This is a genomic window from Alcanivorax sediminis (assembly GCF_009601165.1).
Taxonomy (GTDB): Bacteria; Pseudomonadota; Gammaproteobacteria; order Pseudomonadales; family Alcanivoracaceae; genus Alcanivorax; species Alcanivorax sediminis.
The window spans coordinates 40,094-62,117 of sequence record NZ_WIRE01000003.1 but is presented as its reverse complement, the minus strand read 5'-3'; the positions used below and the strand labels follow the sequence as shown (position 1 = coordinate 62,117).

Sequence of the window (22,024 nt, the reverse complement as noted above, 5' to 3'; positions counted from 1 at the left end):
CAGCCCCCCGGCTTCTGCAAAGAAGCAGGGCAAGTCCGCCATTGTGTCAGCTTTGCGCTGCGGCGGCGAGACCCTGCAACTGGTTCTCATCCAGAGAACCGGTATCAATCTTGAGCAGCACCATGGCCTGCTCTTCCACCACCACCACTTCTTCCACGCCGGGTAGCAGGCGCAACTGCCGACTGAGCGCAAGCCAGTCCTGACCTTGCTGCAACTGCAATACCCGGTTTTCCAGACGTGGCAATTCCTGCATCCCAGTCAACACCAGCAGCCAGATTATCGCCATGGCCATACAGCCAAAGAAAACGGCCTGCGGACCCAGCCACTGATAAAGCGCTCCGCCCAGCTGCCCACCCACAAAAACGCCCATGAACTGGGAGCTTGAATACACTCCCATGGCCGTACCACGGGTACCCGCCGGGGCCGCTCTCCCCACCAGCGAAGGCAGCAAGGCCTCCAGCAGATTAAAGGCGGCGAAGAACACCAACAGGGCAAGAACATAGTGCCAAAGGGCGGCGCCTGCCAGCGCCAGCAACAACTGGGAAACGGCCATCAAGACAATCGCCAGACGTTTCACCGGCACCGCGCCACGCCGCTCTGCACGAATCACCAACGGCACCATGGCAACGAACCCGGCTACCAACACCCCGAGGTAAAGCAGGCTATGACTCTGCAGACTCAGCCCAAGCCGTTCGGTGAGTAGCGCCGGCACCACCACAAAAGATGCCGTCATGATCACATGCAGGGTAAAGATGCCCACGTCGAATCGCAGCAGCGCCTTGTTTCCCAGCACGCGCCGAAACCGCTCTCCGGCCGGTAACAACTCCCCCTGCAACGCTTTGGGTGCAGGCACAATCATGGCGACCACCAGGGCCAGCGCCCCCAGCAGGGAGGTCGCCCAGAACAGGCCGGACAAGCCCAGCCAGGCCGCCAGCAAGGGGCCCAGAATCAATGCCAGAATAAAGGAGCCACCCACTGACATGCCGATCAGCGCCATGGCCCGGGTCCGGTTCTTTTCGCTGACCACATCACCGATCAGTGCCATGATCACACTGGCAATGGCGCCCGCCCCCTGCAAAGCACGCCCGGCGATCACGCCGTAAATGTGGTCGCTCATGGCAGCCACCACCCCACCAGCAACAAACAGCAACAAGCCGATCAGCAACAGTGGCCGCCGCCCAAAGCGGTCGGACAACATGCCGAACGGGATCTGCAAAATGGCCTGCATCAGGCCGTAGGCGCCAATGGCGGTACCGATCAGCAACGGCGACGCGCCATCCAGTTCCTGCCCGTACACCGCAAAAATCGGCAAGATCATGAACAGCCCGAACATCCGCAGGGCAAAGATGGTGGCCATGTACCCGGTGGTTTTCAGCTCGGTTCGCTGCAACGCCTTGGAAGATAATTCGGTCATTGAAACCTGGATGCTCCTAACCGTTCTGGCCCGAGGGCCGCTCGCCACTATATTAAAGGGCGGGCAGTGTAGCAGATTCCCGTTCAGCCGGGACATCGCTCTACCACACCATGCACCGCGCCATAGGGCCTATCCGGTCACAAACAGGGCAAGAAAATTGTCAAACTTCACGAAAAGCCTGAACCAGTAAATTGAACCCCCGTCAAAGCGGTGATAGATTCACATGCTGATAAGTTTTTTTTCTTAGGCTTACGCCTAGGGAGTCTTTCAATTTTGCCAGCGCGTCTCGCGAGCGTCAGACAAGCCCGAAACTCCCGAACAGTCATGGACAGGACAATGAATACCCAACAACAACGCCAACAGGTCTACGTAGTCGGCAGTCAGCAGCTGCAGAATGCGCTGCTCACCGAGTTCCTGGTCAAGGAGGAGGTTACAGCAAACCCCATCCCAACCGTCCTCGACATCACGGTGGAGACCCTGCGCACCAATGACCAGAACCTGTTTCTGGTGGACTATCACAGCGTGGACGTGAATGAAGTGATCGCCCACCTGCTGGAAGCCGACCAGGAAGTGGAAAATGACGTCCTGATCGCCGTGTTCAATGTGGATGACGAGGAGTCCCTGTCAAAACTGGCCGGCCTGCCCATGGTCAATGGCGGCTTCCAGTTTGATTGCCCCCAGGCGCTGCTCAGCAAGGGCATCAAGGCTATCTTTGATGGCGAGCTGTGGTTCCCGCGTTCGGTGCTGCAGACCTATCTGATGAAGAGCCGCACCTTTAACAAGACTTTCTCCCGCAGTGAGGTCAACCTCACCGACCGGGAAGTGGAAGTGCTCAAGGTCATGGCCACGGGCGCCAAGAACTCAGAAATTGCCAGCAGCCTCAACCTGAGCCCACACACCATCAAGACCCACATCTACAACATCTTCAAGAAGATCAATGCCTCTAATCGCCTTCAAGCGGTGAATTGGGCACAGGAAAACCTCTAGTAAACGCCTGACGTGCGACGCCGGATGCCTGACGCATTGAGCCTGATGGCGTCGTCATTTCCCGCCTCGAGCATCGGGCGCTTAGCTTCAGGCACTACATTCTTTTCCCCTTCACAGTAATTCGCCTATACTGCCCTGTTCATTTTGACAGTACTCAGGGGCAGTAGATGGATACCATTCTGGTTCGCGGGGCGCGCACCCATAATCTGAAAAACGTGGACCTGGACATCCCTCGCGACAAACTGGTGGTCATCACCGGACTGTCAGGTTCGGGGAAGTCCTCTCTGGCCTTCGATACCCTCTATGCTGAAGGGCAGCGCCGGTACGTAGAATCCCTTTCCACCTATGCCCGCCAGTTTCTGTCCATGATGGAAAAGCCCGATGTGGATCACATCGAAGGTCTCAGTCCGGCTATTTCCATTGAGCAAAAGTCCACCAGCCATAACCCCCGCTCCACCGTCGGCACGATTACCGAGATCTACGACTATCTCCGCCTGTTGTTTGCCCGTGTCGGCGAGCCCCGCTGCCCTGAACATGACGCCCCTCTCGCCGCCCAGACGATCAGTCAGATGGTCGACCAGGTTCTGGCCATGGAGGAAGGCAGCAAGCTGATGCTACTGGCCCCGGTGATTCGCGAGAAAAAGGGCGAGCACGTCCACCTTTTTGAAGAGCTGCGCGCCCAGGGGTTTATTCGCGTGCGGGTGGATGGCCGCATCTACGACATGGATGACACCCCGGATCTGGAAAAGAACAAAAAGCACACTATTGAAGTGGTGGTGGATCGCTTCAAGGTGCGTGGCGACCTGCAGAATCGTCTGGCGGAATCTTTTGAAACGGCCCTTAATCTTGCTGACGACATCGCCATCGTGGCTCCGATGGAGGGCGAGGAAGGCGAAGAAATCACCTTCTCCGCCAAGTTCGCCTGCTCCCACTGTGGCTATTCGATTCCAGAGTTGGAGCCGAGACTGTTTTCCTTCAACAATCCGGCCGGCGCCTGCCCAAGCTGTGACGGCCTGGGCATGAAGCAGTTCTTCGACGAAGACAAGGTGATCAACTCCGAGGAGCTGTCCCTCTCTGAGGGCGCCATTCGTGGCTGGGATCGTCGCAATGTTTATTACTTCCAGATGCTCAACTCCCTCTCGCAAAGCATCGGTTTTGACATGGATGTGCCCTTCCAGGAACTGGACAAGGCCACCCGAAAGAAGATCCTCCATGGCACCGGCAAGGAAAGCATCGAATTTCGGTACCTGAACGACCGCGGTGACATCATTAAACGCAACCATCCGTTCGAGGGCATTATCCCGAACATGGAGCGACGCTACCGGGAAACCGAATCGGATGCCGTTCGCGAGGACCTGCTCAACTACATGTCCACCTCCAGCTGCCCCAGCTGTAACGGCTCGCGCCTGCGTGAAGCCGCCCGGCATGTCTTTATCGAACAAACCACCCTGCCGGACGTGGTACGCCTGGCCGTGGGCAAGGCGCACCGCTACTTCAGCGAACTCAATCTGCCCGGCAGCAAGGGCGAGATCGCCGACAAGATTCTCAAGGAGATTCGCGACCGCCTGCAGTTCCTGGTAAACGTGGGGCTGGAATACCTGACGCTGGAGCGCAGCGCCGAAACCCTGTCCGGCGGCGAAGCCCAACGCATCAGGCTGGCCAGCCAGATCGGCGCAGGGCTGGTAGGCGTAATGTATGTGCTGGACGAGCCCTCCATTGGTCTTCACCAACGCGACAACGAACGCCTGCTCAACACCCTCACCCGTCTGCGCGATCTCGGCAACACGGTGCTGGTGGTGGAGCACGATGAAGATGCCATCCGGCTGGCTGACCACGTCATCGATATCGGACCCGGTGCAGGTGTGCACGGCGGCACGGTCGTCGCCCAGGGTAGCGCACAGGACGTGTCTGATAACCCGGCCTCTCTCACCGGGGACTACCTGTCCGGTCGCAAACAGATTGCCGTTCCGAAGAAACGTCGCCAGAACAAGGACGACAAATGGCTGACCCTGCTGGGCGCCACCGGCAACAATCTCAAAGGACATCCGCTCAACATCCCGGTCGGGCTCCTGACCTGCATTACCGGGGTCTCGGGTTCCGGCAAGTCCACCCTGATCAACAGCACTCTGTACCCGCTGGCGGCCACCAAACTTAACAAGGCCACCACCCTCACGGCAGCGACCCACGAAGCCATTGAAGGGCTCGAGCATTTTGACAAGGTGGTGGATATCGATCAGAGCCCCATCGGCCGCACCCCGCGCTCGAATCCGGCCACCTACACCGGCATCTTCACCCCGGTGCGAGAACTGTTCTCCGGCACCCAGGAAGCGCGCGCGCGCGGCTACAAACCCGGCCGTTTCAGCTTCAACGTCAAAGGCGGCCGCTGTGAAGCCTGCCAGGGTGACGGGGTCATCAAGGTAGAGATGCACTTCCTGCCGGACATCTATGTGCCCTGCGAAGTGTGTGAAGGGAAACGCTACAACCGCGAAACCCTGGAGATTCTCTACAAAGGGAAGAACATCTTCGAAGTGCTGGACCTGACTATCGAGGAAGGCCGCGAATTTTTCGATGCGGTACCCGCCCTGGCCCGTAAACTGCAAACCCTGATCGACGTAGGCCTCAGCTACATCAAACTCGGCCAGGCGGCGACCACCCTCTCCGGTGGTGAGGCCCAAAGGGTCAAGCTGGCCAAGGAATTGTCCCGCCGCGACACCGGCAACACGCTGTACATCCTTGACGAGCCAACCACCGGCCTGCACTTCCATGACATTCAGCTGCTACTGGATGTCCTGAACCGGCTGGCCGATCACGGCAACACCGTCGCCGTCATCGAGCACAATCTTGATGTCATCAAGACCGCTGACTGGATTGTGGATCTGGGGCCTGAAGGGGGTGACGGCGGCGGAGAAATCATTGCCGAAGGCACCCCGGAAGAGGTGGCCAAGGTGAAAGGCAGCCATACCGGCCGCTTCCTGAAACCCATGCTCAAGTAGCGCGCCACGCAACATGCAGGCATGTCAGCCGTGGATGCTATTCGAGGCTTCATTCCTGGCTGTTGGGTGCGACACCCTGGTTCGGCCAGGCTCGTTCCCAGTCGACCGCAGCGCGGAGGCGGTTTATCCCTCCCCGCTGTGAACGGGAGCACGAATCTTGCCTCTGTCATGCAGCCGCAGTCAGACCCCAATCCGGACGTCATAACTTCCGCTCAGACTCATCCTCAATCACAACACTGGAGGTTGATCATGAAACGGATCTGGGCCCTTAGAAGCTTCGCCGCCGCTGCCACTCTGGCAATGGTCACCGCTGCTTGCGCGTCACCATCGACCCACTCAAACGCTGCCGTAACGGCCAGCATCGAACTTGGCCCTCGCCCGTATTATCTGGTTGCGGATATGGACGATGGGCCGCTCAAGCGGGCGCTGGAAGAATGTGCCCGCAGCCCCCGCCCCATGAAGGTATCCGACTTCTCGATCGCCCACCGCGGAGCACCGCTGCAGTTTCCGGAACACACAGAGGAATCCTACCGCGCGGCTGCTCGTATGGGGGCTGGCATTCTCGAGTGTGACGTGGCTTTTACCAAGGATCAGGAGCTGGTCTGCCGACACTCACAGTGTGATCTTCACGCGACGACCAACATTCTGGAAACCGGGCTGGCCAGCCAATGCAGCACCCCGTTCAGTCCGTTTGATGGCACCAACACCGCCAGCGCCCGGTGCTGCACCAGTGACATTACCCTTGCGCAATTCAAGACCCTGAAAGGCAAGATGGATGGCACCAACCCCAGAGCAACGACAGTACAGGAGTACCTCCGGGGTACGGCAGCCTTTCGTACCGATCTCTACAGCAACAACGGTACCTTGCTCAGCCACAAGGAAAGCATTGCCCTGTTTCAGGAGCTAGGCGTAAAAATGACGCCGGAACTGAAGACCCCTTCGGTTGCCATGCCCTGGCAGGGCAACTATACCCAGCAGGATTATGCCCATCAGATGATCGAGGAATATCGTGAGGCCGGCGTTACTCCCGACAGGGTCTTTCCTCAATCCTTCTTGCTGGATGACGTTCACTACTGGATCAATCACGAAGGCGCTTACGGCAAGCAGGCCGTTTTTCTGGATGGCCGCGACAGTCAGGGCCTGGACCCAGAAAACCCCGGGACATGGCAACCCGATATGGACACGCTGAGAGGGTATGGCGTCAACATCATCGCCCCACCGCTATGGATGTTAGTCACAACGGACTCTGACAACCGCATCGTCCCCAGCGCGTACGCCAAAGCCGCGAGTGCAGCTGGTCTGGACATTATCGCCTGGTCACTGGAGAGGTCCGGTCCTCTTGCCGATGGTGGTGGCTGGTATTTTCAGAGCGTCACCCCGGCCATTAATAATGATGGCGACACCTACACATTACTCGACGTTCTCGCCCGCCAGATAGGCGTTATTGGGGTGTTCTCTGATTGGCCTGCCACAACCAGCTTCTATGCAAATTGTCTGCAACAGGACAACCACGCTTCAAAATAACGCATACCCGCACCAAACTGGCCACCCTGCCCCTCAGGGTGGCCAGTAAGCCGCATCAGGTAGTGGCACGAATTCTGCTTTAACCCAATTACTCGCAATGCACAGACCTTGTCTGAGGAGTATGTGATGAGCACTACCGCTACTGATCACCGTTGGCTTATGCAGTACAACATCGTGAACCTGGTTAACCAGTGCCGCCGCCTGATCCGCGCAGAGTTTGATGCCAACCTCTCGCTAACCGACCCGGAGCTTCGCCATAAGCTGGCCCACTATGCCGGCCGCACCCGCTCCCAGGGAATGCAGCGCCTTTACGGGGAAATTCGTCTGGCACTGATCGAACTGGAGGGCCCGGATGAGCTAATTACCCCGGAGCCAACCCTTCCGGTGCGATTCTATCGAGGCCAGCCTGTCGAAATGAATGACGAAAGAAAAAAAGGAAAGGAGAGCACCAGGAACGAACCCGGTACCGGCAAGACACTAATGTACCGCGGCAGAGCGGTGGTACAGCATTAAAAAATGCTCGGCCTGACTGACAGAGGTTGGTCAGGCCGAGTACTGGAACATACTCAAGTCCAGTGGCTGGCTTTCGCCCAGCCACATTACCAGCTCAGTGTGATCACGAAGATCATCGCCACTGAGCCCATGTACGAAGATAGTGAGGCCGTTACGGCTTGCCATCAACCAGGGGATCACCTCCCCTGCCAAGCGTCGGGGAATGCTTAACTGGCAGCTCCAGCTCGGATGTGGGCCTACTGGCTTACGGTGCATGTGCCCCATGGGCAGGTCGAAATTGAGATGCGCTGACTGGCACAGAGCGGCTGCCTGACTAAACGTATGCTCATCATAGTAAACGTGCGCGTGAAAACCCTTTATCGCCATAGCTGTGCCCACCGCCTAAGTTCACTGCCAACGCGGAGATGCAACACCCTGAAAGCAAATCTTGTGCAGCTCGCAAAGGCAAGCATCACCGTTAAGTAGCGCGATTTACAGGATAGTACAGCCGTGCGGGTATGCAATAGGCATAAAAAAACCGGGCACATGGCCCGGTTTTTTTGATCACTGAAACAAAACGCTTATTCGGCGTCCGCTTCAACAACCTCAGGACGGTCTACCAACTCAACATAGGCCATCGGTGCGTTATCACCGGCACGGAAGCCCATCTTGAGGATACGTACATAACCACCAGGACGGCTCTTGTAGCGCGGACCCAGTTCGTTGAACAGCTTGCCAACCACTTCCTTGGAACGGGTGCGGTTGAAAGCCAGACGACGGTTGGCTACGGAGTCTTCCTTGGCCAGGGTGATCAGCGGCTCAGCCACACGACGAAGCTCTTTAGCCTTGGGCAGAGTGGTCTTGATCGCCCCGTGCTCCAGCAGAGACACGGCCATGTTACGGAACATCGCCTGACGATGAGAGCTGTTCCGATTCAGTTTTCTGCCGCTTTTGCGATGACGCATGATTCTGTTCCTATGTTCAGGGGCGCTTCACAGCGTCCACAACAACTAACTTAGCGCAATTTGGTGTTCAGCCGGTCGTCGTCACGGAGGCTGACCGGCGGCCAGTTCTCAAGACGCATACCCAGCGACAAGCCCTTGGAGGCCAGCACGTCCTTGATCTCGGTGAGAGACTTCTTACCCAGGTTCGGGGTCTTCAGCAGCTCAACCTCGGTACGCTGTACCAGATCACCGATGTAGTAGATGTTCTCTGCCTTCAGGCAGTTGGCAGAGCGTACGGTCAGCTCCAGATCATCTACCGGACGCAGCAGAATCGGATCGATTTCTTCGCGTTCCTGCTTCGGCTCAGGCTTGGCGTCCTGTTCCAGATCAACAAATACGGCGATCTGCTGCTGCAGGATAGTGGCAGCACGACGGATCGCTTCTTCCGGATCAATGGTTCCGTCTGTTTCCAGGTCGATAACCAGCTTGTCCAGGTCAGTACGCTGTTCAACACGGGCAGCTTCAACGACATAAGCTACGCGACGAACCGGGCTGTAGCTGGCATCCAGCTGCAGACGGCCAATACCGCGAGTCTCATCTTCGTCAGTCTGACGGGAATCAGCAGCTTCGTAGCCACGCCCCTTCTGCACCTTCAGCTTCACACGCAATTCGGTGTCGCCGGTGATGGTGCAGATCAGGTGATCAGGGTTGACGATCTCAACACTGTGATCACGCTGAATGTCATCCGCGGTGACTGCTCCGGGGCCTTTCTTGACCAGTTCCAGAGTAGCTTCTTCGCGGTCTTCCATCTTCAGGGCTACGCCCTTCAGGTTCAGCAGGATGTTGATAACATCTTCCTGAACACCCTCGATGGAGGAGTATTCGTGTTGTACGCCCTCGATCTCCACTTCGGTGATCGCACAGCCGGGCATGCTGGAGATCAGGATGCGGCGCAGCGCAGTCCCCAGAGTGTGGCCAAAACCACGCTCCAGCGGTTCCAGAACCACTTTGGCGTGGGTCTGGTTGATCGCGTTGACCGCGATCGAGCGGGGCGTGAGAAAGTCGTTCACAGCGGTCATAGAGATCCCTCAGGCAGTCCTTACTTGGAGTACAGCTCGACGATCAGGTTTTCGTTGATCTCGGCAGGCAGGTCGATACGCTCTGGCTTGGACTTGAAAGTCCCTTCCAGCTTCTTCTCGTCTACCTCAACCCAAGGAACGAAACCACGCTGCTGAGCCAGTTCCATGGCGTTCTTCACGCGCAGCTGGTTCTTGGACTTCTCGCGAACGTTGATCACGTCACCCGGCTTCACCTGGTAAGAGGCCACATTCACAGACTGACCGTTAACCAGGATGGCACGGTGGGATACCAGCTGACGCGCTTCAGAGCGAGTAGAGCCGAAGCCCATGCGGTATACCACGTTATCCAGACGACCTTCCAGAAGCTGCAGCAGGACTTCGCCGGTTGCGCCTTTGGAGGAGGCTGCCTTCTTGTAGTAGCTACGGAACTGCTTTTCCAGTACACCGTAGGTACGACGAACTTTCTGCTTCTCGCGCAGCTGAACACCGTAGTCGGACAGACGACCCGGACGACGACCGCCCGCAGCCTGACCAGGAGCCTGTTCAGCTTTACACTTTGACTCGAGCGGACGAATACCACTCTTCAGGTACAAATCAGTGCCTTCACGACGGGAAAGCTTGCACTTGGGACCGATGTATCTTGCCATCTTGCTCTAACTCCCGTTACACGCGACGCTTTTTAGGCGGACGGCAACCGTTGTGCGGAATCGGCGTAACGTCCTCAATATGGGTAATCTTGTAGCCACAACCATTCAAGGCACGAATGGAGGACTCGCGACCAGGACCCGGGCCCTTCACGCGAACTTCAAGATTCTTCAGACCGTAGTCCTTGGCAGCATTGCCCGCGTTTTCAGCAGCCACCTGGGCAGCAAACGGGGTGCTCTTACGGGAACCACGGAAGCCAGCACCACCGGAGGTCGCCCAGGACAGTGCGTTGCCCTGACGATCGGTAATGGTGATGATGGTGTTGTTGAAGGAAGCGTGCACGTGAGCGATACCGTCCGCTACGGTGCGCGTTACCTTCTTGCGACGTGCGCCACTATCTTTCTTTGACTTAGCCATAATGCCTATCCAAATCCAGCCGCTGACGTATCAGCTTACTTGCGAATCGGTTTACGCGGACCTTTACGGGTCCGAGCATTGGTTTTGGTGCGCTGACCGCGGAGCGGCAGGCCGCGACGATGGCGAATACCGCGGTAGCAACCGAGGTCCATCAGACGCTTGATGTTCATGTTGATTTCCCGGCGCAGGTCACCCTCGGTAGAGAACTTGGCTACCTCGCCACGAATGACGTCAAGTTGCTCAACGCTCAGGTCACGAACCTTTGCGGTTTCCTCAATACCGGCCGAGGCACAGATCTGCTGTGCACGGGTACGACCGATCCCGAAGATGTAGGTGAGGGAAATCACCGTGTGCTTATTTTCCGGGATGTTAACGCCTGCAATACGGGCCATCCGAATATCTCCGATTCACAAAACGGGTGCGCCAGGCTCTATGGCGCCGAAAGGCGGCAGAGTCTAGCGCTACGCCGACTGAATTTCAACCAAACACTTAAAAGAAGACTGAACCTTAACCCTGGCGCTGCTTGTGCCGGGGTTCGGCACTGCAGATCACCATGACGCGACCCTTACGACGGATCACTTTGCAGTTACGGCAGATCTTCTTCACAGAAGCCTGAACTTTCATCGCACTCGCCTCGTTCGTTAACGCACCAGTCCGGTGCCGCCATACCCTTTCAGGTTGGCTTTCTTCATCAACTTCTCATACTGGGTGGACGTCAGGTGCGAATTAACCTGCGACCAGAAGTCCATGACTACTACCACGACGATCAGCAGAGAGGTGCCGCCCAAATAGAAGGGCACGTTGGCAACAGCTTGCAGACCCAGTGGCAACAGGCACACCAGCGTCATGTATACCGCACCGATCAGGGTCAGACGGCCCATTACGGTATCGATATAGCGAGCGGACTGCTCGCCCGGGCGGATACCCGGAATATAGGCGCCGGATTTCTTCAGGTTGTCAGCGACATCCTTCGGATTGAACACCAGCGCTGTATAAAAGTAGCAAAAGAACACGATTGACAGGGTAAACAGCAATACATACAGCGGAGTACCCGGCAACAGGGCATCACTGACGCTACGTAATGCCTGGCCCCACCATGAATCCGGGTTGGAATCACTGAACCACTGGGTCAGTGAAGCCGGAAACAGCAGAATGGAGCTGGCAAAAATAGCCGGGATAACACCTGCCATGTTCACCTTCAGCGGCAGATGACTCTGCTGCGCTGCATACACACGACGACCTTGCTGACGACGTGCATAGTTAACCGTAATACGGCGTTGTCCACGTTCCACAAACACCACACCGAAGATCACGGCAAGTGCCACCAGGAACACAAACAACATCATGATCAGGCTAAGATCACCGGTCCGTGCAGACTCAAAAGTCTGAGCCACAGCACCGGGCAGGCCTGCCACGATTGAAGCGAAGATCAGCATGGAAATACCGTTGCCAATACCCCGCTCGGTAATTTGCTCACCCAGCCACATCAGGAACACAGTACCGGTAAGAAGACTCGTCACCGCCACGAAGTAAAAGCTGGCCACCTGCATGGTGGTCGCCGCTTCAGGCAGCAGGGTAATACCCTGACTCTTCAGACCCGCACACACGCCGAAGGACTGAATAGCACCCAGTGCCACGGTCAAATACCGGGTGTACTGGGTAATCTTGCGCCGGCCTTGCTCACCTTCCTTACGAAGCTGTTCAAGAGTCGGTACCACTGCCGTCATCAGCTGGATCACGATGCTGGCAGTGATGTAGGGCATAATGCCCAGCGCAAAGATACTCATGCGCTCCAGGGACCCCCCGGAGAACATGTTAAACAGGCCAAGAATGGTGTCCCGGTTATTGTTGAACATCTGTTGCAACGCATCCGGGTTCATGCCCGGGACCGGGATATGTGCCCCGATCCGGAACACCACCAGGGCGCCCAACAGAAAACCGATTCGCCGCCACAGCTCACGCATCGCGTTGCTGTCTACTTTCGGCGCGCCACCATTCAATGTCTGAGCGCGATTCTTCGCCATAGAGCGTCGCCTTATTCTTCGACTTTGCCGCCAGCCTTCTCAACCGCTTCACGGGCGCCTTTGGTAATGGCCACACCACGAACGGTTACTGCGCGATTGATTTCGCCAGAAAGAACAATCTTGGCGCGCTTCATGTCACGACGAACGACATTGGCAGCTTTCAGGGAAGCCAGATCGATAACGTCGCCTTCCACCTTGGCCAGTTCAGCCAGGCGAACTTCGGCAGTACCCATAGCCAGCTTGGACGTGAAACCGAACTTCGGCACACGACGCTGCAGCGGCATCTGACCACCTTCAAAGCCGGGCTTCACCGTACCGCCGGAGCGAGACTTCTGACCCTTGTGACCACGACCACCAGTCTTGCCCAGGCCGGAACCGATACCACGACCAACACGCTTGGCGCTCGGGCGGGAACCTTCGGCAGGATGCAGATCATTCAGACGCATCACTTATTCTCCCTCTACCTGTACCATGTACGCGACCTTGTTGATCATGCCGCGTACAGACGGGGTATCTTCTACTTCAACGGTATGACCGATGCGGCGCAGACCGAGACCGCGCACACAGGCCTTATGCTTTTCCAGCCGGCCGTTGGTGCTCTTAACCAGCTTAACCTTGATCTTTTCAGCCATCGTAACGATTCCGTTATCTGCGCTTAGTTCAGAATGTCTTCGACAGACTTGCCACGCTTGGCAGCCACAGACTCCGGAGACGCCATGGACTTCAGGCCGTTAAAGGTAGCCCGAACCACGTTAACCGGATTGGTGGAGCCATAGCACTTGGCCAGTACGTTCTGAACGCCTGCGACTTCCAGTACGGCGCGCATCGCACCGCCGGCAATCACACCGGTACCTTCATCGGCCGGCTGCATGTACACCTTGGAGGCGCCGTGACGGGCCTTCATCGGGTGCTGGATGGTGGTGCCGTTCAGCTCCACCTGAATCATGTTGCGGCGAGCAGCTTCCAGGGCTTTCTGGATAGCGGCAGGCACTTCGCGGGCCTTGCCACGACCAAAGCCGACCTTGCCCTTGCCGTCACCCACTACAGTCAGCGCGGTAAAACCGAAAATACGGCCGCCTTTAACAACTTTAGCAACCCGGTTTACCTGAACCAGCTTTTCCTGCAGACCTTCGTTGGGATCAACTTTCGACATAACCAAGCACCCTTAGAATTCAAGCCCGTTTTCACGCGCGGCGTCAGCCAGCGCCTTTACGCGACCGTGATATTTAAAACCGGAACGGTCAAAGGCAACGCGCTCAACGCCCGCTTCTTTGGCACGCTGAGCGATCAGCTGGCCCACTTTGGCCGCTGCGTCAGTGTTACCGGTAGCTTCAGCACGCAGATCTTTCTCTACAGTGCTAGCGGAAGCCAGTACCTGGCCACCATTCGCAGAGATTACCTGCGCATAGATATGACGCGGAGTACGATTTACGCAGAGACGAACTTCGCCCAGTTCACGGATCTTCAGGCGAGTACGTTTTGCCCTGCGCAGACGTGCAACTTTTTTGTCTTTCATGGCATTAATCTCGACGATTATTTCTTCTTGGCTTCCTTACGGCGCACTTGCTCATCAGCATAGCGCACCCCTTTGCCCTTATAGGGCTCCGGCGGACGGAAGGCCCGAACATTGGCTGCAACCTGACCTACCAGCTGCTTGTCAATGCCCTTGATAATGATCTCAGTCTGGCTCGGAGTTTCAGCAGTTACCCCTTCAGGCAGCTCGTAGGCAACCGGGTGGGAGAAACCGAGAGTCAGGTTAAGCACCTTACCCTGAGCCTGTGCACGGTAACCAACACCGAGGAGCTGAAGCTTGCGCTCAAAACCTTCGGCAACACCCGTTACCATGTTATTCAACAGAGCACGCGTGGTACCTGCCAGGGCCCATGCCTTCTGGGATTCTTCGTGCGGCTTTACAGAAACCACACCGTCCTCAACAGACACTGCAACCAGCTCGTGTACGTCATGCTCCAGGCTGCCCTTGCTACCCTTCAGGGCAACTTTCTGGCCGTCGACCTTGATCTCGACGCCCTGCGGCAGATTTACCGGACTTTTTGCTACTCTAGACATTGCTGCACCTAACCCGTCTACGTCGCTTCTGTTAGGACACTTCGCAGATCAGCTCGCCACCAACATTGGCTTTGCGTGCTGCGCGGTCAGAAATAATGCCCTGGTTGGTGGATACGATCATCACGCCCAGGCCGCCCTTCACCTTCGGGATCTCGTTTGCGTTCTTGTAAACACGCAAACCAGGACGGCTAACGCGAGCGATCTTCTCGATCACCGGCTTACCTTCAAAATACTTCAGATCAACCGTCATAATCGGTTTGATGTCTTCGCTGATCTTGTAACCAGCAATGTAACCCTCAGACAGAAGTACCTTGGCAATCGCTTCCTTTGCCTTGGAGGCAGGAATCTCAACCTGTACTTTCTTTGCCATTTGGGCGTTACGGATACGGGTAAACATATCCGCCAGGGTATCTTGCATGCTCATGCCGCAATCGCTCCGCTACCTAACTCTTGGCTTACCAGCTGGCTTTTACCAGACCGGGAACATCACCGCGCATAGCTGCTTCACGCAGCATGATCCGGCTCAGGCCGAACTTGCGGTAGTAACCGTGCGGACGACCGGTCAGGCGACAGCGGTTACGCTGACGCACCGGGGAAGAATCGCGCGGCAATTTTTGCAGCTGAAGCTGGGCATCCCACTTCGCTTCAGGTTCTGCATTGGGATCCTGGATGATCGCCTTAAGCGCTGCACGCTTGGCGGCAAAACGCTTAGCCAGTTTGGCGCGTTTTGCTTCCCGGTTTTTCATGGATTCTTTAGCCATGATAAATCCTCTTAGCCCTTCAGCGGGAAGTTGAAGGCGCGCAGCAGCGCCCGTGCCTGGTCGTCAGTCTTAGCATTGGTGGTGATGGTAATATCCAAACCACGCAGCTTGTCGACCTTGTCGAAATCGATTTCCGGGAACACGATCTGCTCACGAAGACCCATGGAGTAGTTACCACGGCCATCGAAGGATTTCGCATTCAAACCACGGAAGTCACGAATACGCGGAATCGCAACAGAAACGAGGCGTTCCAGGAATTCGTACATGCGATCGTTGCGCAAGGTTACCTTGCAGCCGATCGGCCAACCTTCACGGATCTTGAAGCCGGCAACAGACTTACGAGCCTTGGTTACCAGGGGCTTCTGACCGGAAATGGCAGTCATGTCGGCAAGAGCACCGTCCATCGCCTTACGGTCGGCTGAAGCTTCACCAACACCCATGTTCAGGGTGATCTTGGTGATCTTCGGCACTTCCATGATGTTACCGAGACCCAGCTCTTCTTTCAGCTTGGGTACGATTTCGTCTTTATAAATCTTTTTCAGATCACTCATGGGTCACCTAAACCTACAGCGTTTCGCCGTTGGACTTGAAGAAACGCACTTTTTTGCCGTCTTCAAAACGGAAGCCCACACGATCCGCTTTCTGCGACTTGGGGTTCCAGATGGCAACGTTAGAAGCATGCAGAGCCGCTTCCTGTTCTACGATGCCGCCTTGAGTACCGCGGTTAGGATTGGCTTTAACATGCTTTTTCACCATGTTAACGCCGCCAACGATTACGCGACCATTGTCCAGAACTTGCTGGACGGTGCCACGCTTACCTTTGTCCTTGCCCGCAATTACGATGACTTCGTCATCACGCTTGATCTTAAGCATTACCTTCACCCGCCTTTACAGAACTTCAGGTGCCAGGGAGATGATCTTCATAAACTGCTCGGTGCGCAGCTCGCGCGTTACCGGGCCGAAGATCCGGGTACCGATCGGTGCTTTGTTGTTGTTCAACAGCACCGCGGCATTTTCGTCGAAACGAATCAAAGAACCATCGGGGCGACGCACACCTTTACGGGTACGTACAACCACGGCGGTCATTACATCACCTTTCTTAACACGGCCGCGCGGAATTGCTTCCTTCACTGTGACCTTGATGATGTCACCAATGCCTGCATAGCGGCGGTGAGAACCACCCAGCACTTTGATGCACTGTACTCGACGGGCGCCGCTGTTATCGGCGACTTCGAGCATGCTTTCAGTCTGAATCATCGCTAAATCTCTCCAACTCTGCCTCTACAGGCAGCCACAGCAACGGTCCGTTAGGCCTTATTGGCCTGTTCGACTACATTTACCAATGTCCAGGTCTTACGCTTGGACATCGGACGGCATTCCTCGATGGTTACCAGGTCGCCTTCTTGACACTGGTTTTGCTCATCGTGCGCCATCAGCTTGCTGGAACGCTTGATGATCTTGCCGTAAATCGGGTGCTGAACCCGGCGCTCTACCAACACAGTGATGGTTTTCTCACCCTTGTTGGAGATCACTTTGCCGGTAGCGGTCCGGCGCATTTTTGCCTCTGCCATGACTAGTTACCCTGCTTCTGTCTCAGAATGGTTTTAACGCGCGCAATGTTACGGCGGACCGTCCCAAGCTCGTGGGTTTTAGAAAGCTGGCCGGAAGCAGACTTCATACGCAGCTTGAACTGTTGCTCAAGCAGGTTGATTTGCTCCTGCTGCAGCTCTTCAACACTTTTCTCTCTCAGCTCGCTCGCTTTCATGGCTTACATCACCGTCCGAGTTACGACACGGGTGCTTACCGGCAGCTTGGCAGCGGCCAGACGGAACGCTTCACGCGCCACATCTTCAGAAACACCTTCCATTTCGTAAAGCATCTTGCCCGGCTGAATCTGGGCAACCCAATACTCTACAGAACCTTTACCTTTACCCATCCGCACTTCGAGCGGCTTCTGGGTGATCGGCTTGTCCGGGAAAACCCGGATCCAAATTTTCCCGCCACGCTTGATGTGACGAGTCATGGCACGACGGGCGGCTTCAATCTGGCGTGCGGTAAGACGACCGCGACCAGTTGCCTGCAGGCCAATGGTGCCGAAAGACACCTTGCTGCCCCGCTCTGCCAGGCCACGGTTGCGGCCCTTATGAACTTTCCGGAATTTGGTACGCTTCGGCTGCAACATCGTTCGTTACCCTTTAACCGCGGCCGCGCTTCTTGGCGCCCTTGGACTGCTTCTGCTGCTCTTCCTGCTGAACCTGCTCCATGCCACCAAGCACTTCGCCACGGAAGATCCACACCTTGATACCGATGGTGCCGTAAGTGGTCTCAGCACGTACGCTTGCGTAGTCGATGTCAGCACGCAATGTGTGCAGCGGCACTCGGCCTTCGCGGTACCATTCGGTACGCGCAATCTCTGCACCACCCAGACGACCGGACAGCTGAATCTTGATACCTTCAGCGCCAGACTTCATGGCGTTCTGCACGGCACGCTTCATCGCACGGCGGAACATCACTCGACGCTCCAGCTGACCAGCGACGTTGTCGCCTACCAGACGCGCATCCAGGTCGGGCTTGCGCACTTCCTCGATGTTGATATGAACCGGCACGCCCATTTTGGCGGCAACATCGCGGCGCAGGCGCTCGACATCTTCGCCTTTTTTGCCAATTACGATACCGGGACGAGCGGTTGAGATCGTGATCCGTACGTTTTCTGACGGACGCTCGATCTTGACGCGGCTCACCGATGCATTCTTCAGACGCTTGAACAGGAACTCACGAACCTGCAGGTCGGTAACCAGGCAGTCTGCATAAGACTTCGGTCCGGCATACCAGAGCGAGTTATGCTCTTTAACAATGCCCAGGCGAATACCGACCGGATGTACTTTCTGACCCATCTGGTTACTCCTGACCTTCCGAGACTTTCACAGTAATGTGGCAAGTACGCTTGATGATCCGGTCTGCGCGGCCTTTGGCCCGCGGACGGATACGCTTCATGCTCATGCCTTCGTCCACAAAAATTGTGGATACCTTCAGCTCGTCAACGTCAGCGCCGTCGTTGTTTTCCGCGTTTGCAATTGCGGACTCCAGCACTTTCTTAACGATTTTTGCCGCCTTCTTGGGGCTGAATTCCAGAAGATTCAGCGCCTTCTCGACTTCCAGGCCTCGGACCTGGTCCGCTACGAGGCGGGCTTTCTGAGCCGAAATTCTTGCACCGCGCAGACGGGCTGCAACTTCAGTAGCCATGGCTGTCACCTTATCGCTTAGCCTTTTTGTCCACGATATGCCCGCGGTAGTTGCGGGTCAGGGCGAATTCGCCCAGCTTATGGCCAACCATGTGCTCGGAAACAATCACCGGCACATGCTGTTTGCCATTGTGAACAGCAATAGTCAGACCCACCATCTCCGGAATAATCATGGAGCGACGGGACCAGGTTTTAATCGGCTTACGGGAGCCGGCTTCCACCGCATCTTCCACCTTGCTTAGCAGGTGGTGATCCACAAAAGGACCTTTTTTGAGTGAACGTGGCACAGCCTGAACCTCTCTCTATCCCTTACTTACGACGGTCACGCACAATCATCTTGGAGGTGCGCTTGTTTGTACGGGTCTTGTGGCCCTTGGTCGGTACACCCCAAGGGGTAACCGGATGACGACCACCAGAAGTACGCCCTTCACCACCACCATGAGGATGGTCTACCGGGTTCATCGCCACACCACGTACAGTGGGACGTACACCCCGCCAGCGCTTGGCGCCCGCTTTACCCAGTGAGCGCAAGCTGTGCTCACTGTTGGATACTTCACCCAGGGTCGCCTTGCAGTCAGCGTGTACCTTGCGCATTTCGCCAGAGCGAAGACGCAGAGTCACATACTGGCCGTCTTTCGCAAGTACCTGCACGGAAGTACCGGCAGAACGTGCGATTTGACCACCCTTACCAGGTTTCATTTCCACGTTGTGGACAGTGGAACCCAGCGGAATGTTACGCAGCGGAAGCGCGTTACCAACCTTGATCGGCGCATCTTCGCCGGACTGGATACGGTCTTCTGCTTTCAGGCCCTTGGGAGCCAGAATGTAACGACGCTCACCATCCAGGTACTTGACCAGGGCAATGTGCGCTGAACGGTTCGGATCGTATTCCAGGCGTTCAACTTCGCCAACGATACCGTCCTTGTTACGACGGAAATCGACAATACGGTACTTCTGCTTGTGACCACCACCTTTATGACGGGTAGTGATTCGACCGTTATTGTTACGACCGCCGTTCTTGCTCTTGGCTTCTACCAGAGGCGCGTAGGGAGCACCTTTGTGCAGATCCTCGTTGACCACCTTGACTACAAAGCGGCGGCCCGGAGAAGTCGGCTTGCACTTTACAATCGCCATTATTCCTTACTCCCTTCCTTACTCTGCGCCGAGGAAGTCAATGTCCTGGCCTTCCGCAAGGGAAACATAGGCCTTCTTCCAGTCAGCGCGCTTACCAGCAACGCGACCAAAGAATTTGGACTTGCCTTTCACATTGGCGGTACGAACAGACTTAACCTTCACTTCAAAAAGCGCCTCAACGGCTTTCTTGATTTCCAGCTTGTTCGCATCTTTGGCCACCTTGAATACAAAGGTGCCCTTCTCGTCAGCATTAACTGTCGCTTTTTCTGAAACGTGCGGAGCACGCAGCACAGTCAGGATACGCTCTTGATTCATGCCAGTGCCTCCTCAAGTTTCTTCAGAGCCGGCACGGTGATCAGCACCTTTTCAAAAGCGATCAGGCTGACCGGATCAACGCCCTGCGCGTCGCGTACATCTACCTTCGGCAGATTACGGGAACCCAGGAACAGGTTCTCATCCACGCTATCAGTCACGATCAGCACATTGCTCAGCTGAAGATCTTTCAGCTTAGCCGCAACGGCTTTAGTCTTCGGCGAGTCAACAGTGAACTCGTCAACAACAACCAGACGCTCCTGGCGAACCAGCTCGGACACGATGCACTGCAGCGCGCCACGATACATTTTGCGGTTCACTTTCTGAGAGAAGTCACGGTTGGTAGCAGCAAAAGTCTTGCCGCCGCCACGCCAGATCGGGCTGCGAATGGTACCAGCACGAGCACGACCAGTGCCCTTCTGACGCCACGGCTTGCGACCACCACCACTCACATCGGAACGGTTTTTCTGTGCCTTGGAACCCTGACGGGCACCAGCCAGATACGCAGTTACAACCTGATGAACCAGAGGCTCGTTAAAGTCCTTGCCGAAGGCGACTTCGGAAACGCTAACGGTACCTCCAGAGGCAGTATTGAGATTCATCCTCTATTCCTCTTTCAGGCCTTCGCCTTCACTGCCAGACGCACGATCACATCACCACCGGTAGCACCGGGGACCGCACCTTTAACCAGCAACAGATTCTTCTCAGCGTCTACACGCACCACTTCCAGATTCTGGACCGTGACGCGCTCAGCACCCATGTGCCCAGCCATCTTCTTGCCCTTGAACACGCGGCCCGGGGTTTGGTTCTGACCAATAGAACCCGGAGCACGGTGGGACAGAGAGTTACCATGGGTCATATCCTGGGTGCTGAAGTTCCAGCGCTTAACGCCGCCAGCAAAACCCTTACCCTTGGAGGTGCCGGTCACATCGATCATCTGACCTGCTTCAAAACCCTCTACGGTCACTTCGGAACCAGGCTGCAGCTCACCAGCTTCAGCACGGAATTCCCAAACGCCACGACCTGCTTCGACACCAGCCTTGGAAAAGTGACCGGCCTGAGCCTTGGTCACACGGCTGGCACGGCGCTCACCCACCGTTACCTGCACGGCCTGATAGCCATCTGATTCTTCGGTCTTAACCTGAGCAACCCGGTTCGGGGTCACCTCGATGACGGTCACAGGAACACTGACACCTTCTTCAGTGAACACGCGAGTCATGCCACATTTTCGACCGATCACACCAATCGCCATTGTTTACCTCTTCACAACCTGTCGCGGTTATTAACCCGCCCGTTGTTAACCCAGGCTGATCTGCACATCCACACCAGCAGCCAGATCAAGCTTCATCAGAGCATCCACGGTTTTGTCCGTAGGCTCGACGATGTCAACCAGACGCTTGTGAGTGCGGATCTCATACTGATCTCGCGCATCTTTGTTTACGTGCGGAGAGATCAGCACAGTAAAACGCTCTTTACGCGTGGGAAGCGGGATAGGACCCGTAACCTGCGCGCCTGTCCGTTTGGCCGTATCCACGATCTCCTGGGCAGATTGATCGATCAGACGATGATCAAAGGCCTTGAGACGGATGCGGATTCTTTGGTTAGCCATAGCTAACAAACTCCAGACTGTTTCGAACCATAATTTATATGGCAAAAAGCCCACCCACCTGATCTCCATGGATAGGTACGTGGTGTCAAAACATGCCCGGGAACAATGCCCCGGTTGGTAACTGCCTTGAGGCAGGGCGCGAATAATAGACAGCCCCCCCGAGGTTTGCAAGGGGTAATTTCAAACAATCTGCAAATTAGCCGCGCGGGGGGCGAGTATAGCCCAAAACTACTCCCTATGAAGCGTTACCAAACTACCCATCAGAGCGGAATTTCGTAAAACCTGCATCTTCTCCCTTTCCACCTTCATCAGGCACAGCGCAATGTTTGCTCTCGAGGAAGGCTTTTAAGCCGCTCCCGCTTGTTGCGGGTTCGTTGTAT

The 22,024-nt window shown here is 56.1% G+C and carries 34 protein-coding genes; 4 read left to right on the top strand and 30 right to left on the bottom strand.

Annotated features, from left to right (window positions below):
- Window positions 1-46 precede the first annotated feature (46 nt).
- Window positions 47-1,414 carry an MFS transporter gene (locus GFN93_RS16205; RefSeq protein WP_153502344.1) on the bottom strand — a complete coding sequence of 456 codons (1,368 nt, stop codon included), beginning with the start codon at window positions 1,412-1,414 and terminating at the stop codon, window positions 47-49.
- Window positions 1,415-1,750: 336 nt separating this feature from the next.
- Between GFN93_RS16205 and GFN93_RS16200 the strand changes: the two genes are divergently transcribed.
- From GFN93_RS16200 to GFN93_RS16185, 4 genes are all read left to right on the top strand, one after another.
- Window positions 1,751-2,401 (top strand): response regulator transcription factor, encoded by a 651-nt coding sequence (locus tag GFN93_RS16200; RefSeq protein WP_153502343.1) that lies wholly within the window; start codon window positions 1,751-1,753, stop codon window positions 2,399-2,401.
- 167 nt (window positions 2,402-2,568) lie between these two features.
- The gene (uvrA, locus tag GFN93_RS16195) at window positions 2,569-5,394 is read left to right on the top strand and encodes an excinuclease ABC subunit UvrA (RefSeq protein WP_153502342.1); all 2,826 of its coding nucleotides are present in this window, start codon (window positions 2,569-2,571) and stop codon (window positions 5,392-5,394) included.
- A 249-nt stretch (window positions 5,395-5,643) separates the two neighbouring features.
- Window positions 5,644-6,918, top strand: coding sequence for a glycerophosphodiester phosphodiesterase family protein (locus GFN93_RS16190; RefSeq protein WP_153502341.1), 1,275 nt, complete (start codon window positions 5,644-5,646; stop codon window positions 6,916-6,918).
- A 126-nt stretch (window positions 6,919-7,044) separates the two neighbouring features.
- Entirely contained in the window at window positions 7,045-7,431 is a 387-nt protein-coding gene (locus GFN93_RS16185; protein WP_153502340.1) for a hypothetical protein, read from the top strand.
- Between the two features lie 30 nt (window positions 7,432-7,461).
- Here GFN93_RS16185 and GFN93_RS16180 read toward each other — a convergent pair whose 3' ends face one another.
- From GFN93_RS16180 to rpsJ, 29 genes are all read right to left on the bottom strand, one after another.
- Window positions 7,462-7,797 carry a DOPA 4,5-dioxygenase family protein gene (locus tag GFN93_RS16180; protein ID WP_153502339.1) on the bottom strand — a complete coding sequence of 112 codons (336 nt, stop codon included), beginning with the start codon at window positions 7,795-7,797 and terminating at the stop codon, window positions 7,462-7,464.
- Between the two features lie 194 nt (window positions 7,798-7,991).
- A complete protein-coding gene (gene rplQ, locus GFN93_RS16175; protein ID WP_153502338.1) occupies window positions 7,992-8,375 on the bottom strand; it encodes a 50S ribosomal protein L17 in 384 nt (127 codons plus the stop codon).
- A 50-nt stretch (window positions 8,376-8,425) separates the two neighbouring features.
- Window positions 8,426-9,433 (bottom strand): DNA-directed RNA polymerase subunit alpha, encoded by a 1,008-nt coding sequence (locus tag GFN93_RS16170; protein WP_153502337.1) that lies wholly within the window; start codon window positions 9,431-9,433, stop codon window positions 8,426-8,428.
- 20 nt (window positions 9,434-9,453) lie between these two features.
- Window positions 9,454-10,080, bottom strand: a complete 627-nt coding sequence (gene rpsD / locus GFN93_RS16165) for a 30S ribosomal protein S4 (RefSeq protein WP_035234291.1) — start codon at window positions 10,078-10,080, stop codon at window positions 9,454-9,456.
- 16 nt (window positions 10,081-10,096) lie between these two features.
- Window positions 10,097-10,495: a 30S ribosomal protein S11 gene (rpsK, locus tag GFN93_RS16160; RefSeq protein WP_011587706.1), complete on the bottom strand. Its 399-nt coding sequence runs from the start codon at window positions 10,493-10,495 to the stop codon at window positions 10,097-10,099.
- A 35-nt stretch (window positions 10,496-10,530) separates the two neighbouring features.
- Window positions 10,531-10,887: a 30S ribosomal protein S13 gene (rpsM, locus tag GFN93_RS16155; RefSeq protein ID WP_153502336.1), complete on the bottom strand. Its 357-nt coding sequence runs from the start codon at window positions 10,885-10,887 to the stop codon at window positions 10,531-10,533.
- A 115-nt stretch (window positions 10,888-11,002) separates the two neighbouring features.
- Window positions 11,003-11,119, bottom strand: a complete 117-nt coding sequence (gene rpmJ, locus GFN93_RS16150; protein WP_008928865.1) for a 50S ribosomal protein L36 — start codon at window positions 11,117-11,119, stop codon at window positions 11,003-11,005.
- Between the two features lie 17 nt (window positions 11,120-11,136).
- Window positions 11,137-12,519, bottom strand: a complete 1,383-nt coding sequence (gene secY, locus GFN93_RS16145) for a preprotein translocase subunit SecY (RefSeq protein ID WP_153502335.1) — start codon at window positions 12,517-12,519, stop codon at window positions 11,137-11,139.
- Between the two features lie 11 nt (window positions 12,520-12,530).
- Window positions 12,531-12,965, bottom strand: coding sequence for a 50S ribosomal protein L15 (gene rplO / locus GFN93_RS16140; protein WP_153502411.1), 435 nt, complete (start codon window positions 12,963-12,965; stop codon window positions 12,531-12,533).
- Between the two features lie 3 nt (window positions 12,966-12,968).
- Window positions 12,969-13,151, bottom strand: coding sequence for a 50S ribosomal protein L30 (gene rpmD, locus GFN93_RS16135; RefSeq protein ID WP_153502334.1), 183 nt, complete (start codon window positions 13,149-13,151; stop codon window positions 12,969-12,971).
- Window positions 13,152-13,174: 23 nt separating this feature from the next.
- Entirely contained in the window at window positions 13,175-13,672 is a 498-nt protein-coding gene (gene rpsE / locus GFN93_RS16130; RefSeq protein WP_035234278.1) for a 30S ribosomal protein S5, read from the bottom strand.
- Window positions 13,673-13,684: 12 nt separating this feature from the next.
- Window positions 13,685-14,035 carry a 50S ribosomal protein L18 gene (rplR, locus tag GFN93_RS16125; protein WP_035234276.1) on the bottom strand — a complete coding sequence of 117 codons (351 nt, stop codon included), beginning with the start codon at window positions 14,033-14,035 and terminating at the stop codon, window positions 13,685-13,687.
- A 17-nt stretch (window positions 14,036-14,052) separates the two neighbouring features.
- The gene (gene rplF, locus GFN93_RS16120; RefSeq protein ID WP_153502333.1) at window positions 14,053-14,586 is read right to left on the bottom strand and encodes a 50S ribosomal protein L6; all 534 of its coding nucleotides are present in this window, start codon (window positions 14,584-14,586) and stop codon (window positions 14,053-14,055) included.
- Window positions 14,587-14,617: 31 nt separating this feature from the next.
- The gene (gene rpsH / locus GFN93_RS16115; RefSeq protein WP_153502332.1) at window positions 14,618-15,010 is read right to left on the bottom strand and encodes a 30S ribosomal protein S8; all 393 of its coding nucleotides are present in this window, start codon (window positions 15,008-15,010) and stop codon (window positions 14,618-14,620) included.
- A 31-nt stretch (window positions 15,011-15,041) separates the two neighbouring features.
- Window positions 15,042-15,347 carry a 30S ribosomal protein S14 gene (gene rpsN, locus GFN93_RS16110; protein ID WP_035234271.1) on the bottom strand — a complete coding sequence of 102 codons (306 nt, stop codon included), beginning with the start codon at window positions 15,345-15,347 and terminating at the stop codon, window positions 15,042-15,044.
- A gap of 11 nt (window positions 15,348-15,358) precedes the next feature.
- On the bottom strand, window positions 15,359-15,898 hold the full coding sequence (gene rplE, locus GFN93_RS16105) for a 50S ribosomal protein L5 (RefSeq protein ID WP_153502331.1): 540 nt from the start codon (window positions 15,896-15,898) through the stop codon (window positions 15,359-15,361).
- Between the two features lie 13 nt (window positions 15,899-15,911).
- Window positions 15,912-16,220 (bottom strand): 50S ribosomal protein L24, encoded by a 309-nt coding sequence (rplX, locus tag GFN93_RS16100; protein WP_153502330.1) that lies wholly within the window; start codon window positions 16,218-16,220, stop codon window positions 15,912-15,914.
- Between the two features lie 15 nt (window positions 16,221-16,235).
- Window positions 16,236-16,604: a 50S ribosomal protein L14 gene (gene rplN / locus GFN93_RS16095; protein WP_022986486.1), complete on the bottom strand. Its 369-nt coding sequence runs from the start codon at window positions 16,602-16,604 to the stop codon at window positions 16,236-16,238.
- Window positions 16,605-16,654: 50 nt separating this feature from the next.
- The gene (rpsQ, locus tag GFN93_RS16090; protein WP_153502329.1) at window positions 16,655-16,918 is read right to left on the bottom strand and encodes a 30S ribosomal protein S17; all 264 of its coding nucleotides are present in this window, start codon (window positions 16,916-16,918) and stop codon (window positions 16,655-16,657) included.
- 2 nt (window positions 16,919-16,920) lie between these two features.
- Window positions 16,921-17,112, bottom strand: coding sequence for a 50S ribosomal protein L29 (gene rpmC / locus GFN93_RS16085; RefSeq protein ID WP_035234262.1), 192 nt, complete (start codon window positions 17,110-17,112; stop codon window positions 16,921-16,923).
- Window positions 17,113-17,115: 3 nt separating this feature from the next.
- Window positions 17,116-17,529 carry a 50S ribosomal protein L16 gene (gene rplP / locus GFN93_RS16080; RefSeq protein ID WP_153502328.1) on the bottom strand — a complete coding sequence of 138 codons (414 nt, stop codon included), beginning with the start codon at window positions 17,527-17,529 and terminating at the stop codon, window positions 17,116-17,118.
- Between the two features lie 13 nt (window positions 17,530-17,542).
- Window positions 17,543-18,241: a 30S ribosomal protein S3 gene (gene rpsC / locus GFN93_RS16075; protein WP_153502327.1), complete on the bottom strand. Its 699-nt coding sequence runs from the start codon at window positions 18,239-18,241 to the stop codon at window positions 17,543-17,545.
- Between the two features lie 4 nt (window positions 18,242-18,245).
- Window positions 18,246-18,590, bottom strand: a complete 345-nt coding sequence (gene rplV / locus GFN93_RS16070; protein ID WP_153502326.1) for a 50S ribosomal protein L22 — start codon at window positions 18,588-18,590, stop codon at window positions 18,246-18,248.
- Between the two features lie 10 nt (window positions 18,591-18,600).
- Complete coding sequence (gene rpsS, locus GFN93_RS16065) at window positions 18,601-18,876, bottom strand: 30S ribosomal protein S19 (protein ID WP_328594813.1); 276 nt, start codon at window positions 18,874-18,876, stop codon at window positions 18,601-18,603.
- Window positions 18,877-18,898: 22 nt separating this feature from the next.
- Window positions 18,899-19,723 carry a 50S ribosomal protein L2 gene (gene rplB / locus GFN93_RS16060; protein WP_153502325.1) on the bottom strand — a complete coding sequence of 275 codons (825 nt, stop codon included), beginning with the start codon at window positions 19,721-19,723 and terminating at the stop codon, window positions 18,899-18,901.
- Window positions 19,724-19,741: 18 nt separating this feature from the next.
- The gene (rplW, locus tag GFN93_RS16055) at window positions 19,742-20,038 is read right to left on the bottom strand and encodes a 50S ribosomal protein L23 (protein WP_153502324.1); all 297 of its coding nucleotides are present in this window, start codon (window positions 20,036-20,038) and stop codon (window positions 19,742-19,744) included.
- Window positions 20,035-20,637 carry a 50S ribosomal protein L4 gene (gene rplD, locus GFN93_RS16050; RefSeq protein ID WP_153502323.1) on the bottom strand — a complete coding sequence of 201 codons (603 nt, stop codon included), beginning with the start codon at window positions 20,635-20,637 and terminating at the stop codon, window positions 20,035-20,037. The genes rplW and rplD overlap by 4 nt, the downstream gene beginning before the upstream one ends.
- Before the next feature lie 14 nt (window positions 20,638-20,651).
- The gene (rplC, locus tag GFN93_RS16045; protein WP_153502322.1) at window positions 20,652-21,287 is read right to left on the bottom strand and encodes a 50S ribosomal protein L3; all 636 of its coding nucleotides are present in this window, start codon (window positions 21,285-21,287) and stop codon (window positions 20,652-20,654) included.
- Window positions 21,288-21,332: 45 nt separating this feature from the next.
- On the bottom strand, window positions 21,333-21,644 hold the full coding sequence (gene rpsJ / locus GFN93_RS16040; protein ID WP_022986497.1) for a 30S ribosomal protein S10: 312 nt from the start codon (window positions 21,642-21,644) through the stop codon (window positions 21,333-21,335).
- Window positions 21,645-22,024 lie beyond the last annotated feature (380 nt).

Excerpts from the sequence above, each read along its gene's own strand:
- rpsK (WP_011587706.1), bottom strand. The coding sequence starts at position 10,495 with ATGGCTAAGTCAAAGAAAGATAGTGGCGCACGTCGCAAGAAGGTAACG.
- GFN93_RS16185 (WP_153502340.1), top strand. The coding sequence starts at position 7,045 with ATGAGCACTACCGCTACTGATCACCGTTGGCTTATGCAGTACAACATC.
- rplP (WP_153502328.1), bottom strand. The coding sequence starts at position 17,529 with ATGTTGCAGCCGAAGCGTACCAAATTCCGGAAAGTTCATAAGGGCCGC.
- rplR (WP_035234276.1), bottom strand. The coding sequence starts at position 14,035 with ATGAAAGACAAAAAAGTTGCACGTCTGCGCAGGGCAAAACGTACTCGC.
- rpmJ (WP_008928865.1), bottom strand. The coding sequence starts at position 11,119 with ATGAAAGTTCAGGCTTCTGTGAAGAAGATCTGCCGTAACTGCAAAGTG.
- rplC (WP_153502322.1), bottom strand. The coding sequence starts at position 21,287 with ATGGCGATTGGTGTGATCGGTCGAAAATGTGGCATGACTCGCGTGTTC.
- rplB (WP_153502325.1), bottom strand. The coding sequence starts at position 19,723 with ATGGCGATTGTAAAGTGCAAGCCGACTTCTCCGGGCCGCCGCTTTGTA.
- GFN93_RS16200 (WP_153502343.1), top strand. The coding sequence starts at position 1,751 with ATGAATACCCAACAACAACGCCAACAGGTCTACGTAGTCGGCAGTCAG.
- secY (WP_153502335.1), bottom strand. The coding sequence starts at position 12,519 with ATGGCGAAGAATCGCGCTCAGACATTGAATGGTGGCGCGCCGAAAGTA.
- GFN93_RS16170 (WP_153502337.1), bottom strand. The coding sequence starts at position 9,433 with ATGACCGCTGTGAACGACTTTCTCACGCCCCGCTCGATCGCGGTCAAC.
- rpsD (WP_035234291.1), bottom strand. The coding sequence starts at position 10,080 with ATGGCAAGATACATCGGTCCCAAGTGCAAGCTTTCCCGTCGTGAAGGC.
- rplQ (WP_153502338.1), bottom strand. The coding sequence starts at position 8,375 with ATGCGTCATCGCAAAAGCGGCAGAAAACTGAATCGGAACAGCTCTCAT.
- uvrA (WP_153502342.1), top strand. The coding sequence starts at position 2,569 with ATGGATACCATTCTGGTTCGCGGGGCGCGCACCCATAATCTGAAAAAC.
- rplF (WP_153502333.1), bottom strand. The coding sequence starts at position 14,586 with ATGTCTAGAGTAGCAAAAAGTCCGGTAAATCTGCCGCAGGGCGTCGAG.
- rplX (WP_153502330.1), bottom strand. The coding sequence starts at position 16,220 with ATGCTTAAGATCAAGCGTGATGACGAAGTCATCGTAATTGCGGGCAAG.
- GFN93_RS16190 (WP_153502341.1), top strand. The coding sequence starts at position 5,644 with ATGAAACGGATCTGGGCCCTTAGAAGCTTCGCCGCCGCTGCCACTCTG.
- GFN93_RS16205 (WP_153502344.1), bottom strand. The coding sequence starts at position 1,414 with ATGACCGAATTATCTTCCAAGGCGTTGCAGCGAACCGAGCTGAAAACC.
- rpmD (WP_153502334.1), bottom strand. The coding sequence starts at position 13,151 with ATGGCTGAAAAGATCAAGGTTAAGCTGGTTAAGAGCACCAACGGCCGG.
- rplV (WP_153502326.1), bottom strand. The coding sequence starts at position 18,590 with ATGGCTACTGAAGTTGCAGCCCGTCTGCGCGGTGCAAGAATTTCGGCT.
- rplD (WP_153502323.1), bottom strand. The coding sequence starts at position 20,637 with ATGAATCTCAATACTGCCTCTGGAGGTACCGTTAGCGTTTCCGAAGTC.
- rplO (WP_153502411.1), bottom strand. The coding sequence starts at position 12,965 with ATGCGTCTGAATGATCTGCATCCTGCCGAAGGTTCCCGCCCGAGCGCC.
- GFN93_RS16180 (WP_153502339.1), bottom strand. The coding sequence starts at position 7,797 with ATGGCGATAAAGGGTTTTCACGCGCACGTTTACTATGATGAGCATACG.
- rpsJ (WP_022986497.1), bottom strand. The coding sequence starts at position 21,644 with ATGGCTAACCAAAGAATCCGCATCCGTCTCAAGGCCTTTGATCATCGT.
- rpsE (WP_035234278.1), bottom strand. The coding sequence starts at position 13,672 with ATGTCGAAAGTTGATCCCAACGAAGGTCTGCAGGAAAAGCTGGTTCAG.
- rpsN (WP_035234271.1), bottom strand. The coding sequence starts at position 15,347 with ATGGCTAAAGAATCCATGAAAAACCGGGAAGCAAAACGCGCCAAACTG.
- rpsM (WP_153502336.1), bottom strand. The coding sequence starts at position 10,887 with ATGGCCCGTATTGCAGGCGTTAACATCCCGGAAAATAAGCACACGGTG.
- rpsC (WP_153502327.1), bottom strand. The coding sequence starts at position 18,241 with ATGGGTCAGAAAGTACATCCGGTCGGTATTCGCCTGGGCATTGTTAAA.
- rplE (WP_153502331.1), bottom strand. The coding sequence starts at position 15,898 with ATGAGTGATCTGAAAAAGATTTATAAAGACGAAATCGTACCCAAGCTG.
- rpmC (WP_035234262.1), bottom strand. The coding sequence starts at position 17,112 with ATGAAAGCGAGCGAGCTGAGAGAGAAAAGTGTTGAAGAGCTGCAGCAG.
- rpsQ (WP_153502329.1), bottom strand. The coding sequence starts at position 16,918 with ATGGCAGAGGCAAAAATGCGCCGGACCGCTACCGGCAAAGTGATCTCC.
- rpsH (WP_153502332.1), bottom strand. The coding sequence starts at position 15,010 with ATGAGCATGCAAGATACCCTGGCGGATATGTTTACCCGTATCCGTAAC.
- rplW (WP_153502324.1), bottom strand. The coding sequence starts at position 20,038 with ATGAATCAAGAGCGTATCCTGACTGTGCTGCGTGCTCCGCACGTTTCA.
- rplN (WP_022986486.1), bottom strand. The coding sequence starts at position 16,604 with ATGATTCAGACTGAAAGCATGCTCGAAGTCGCCGATAACAGCGGCGCC.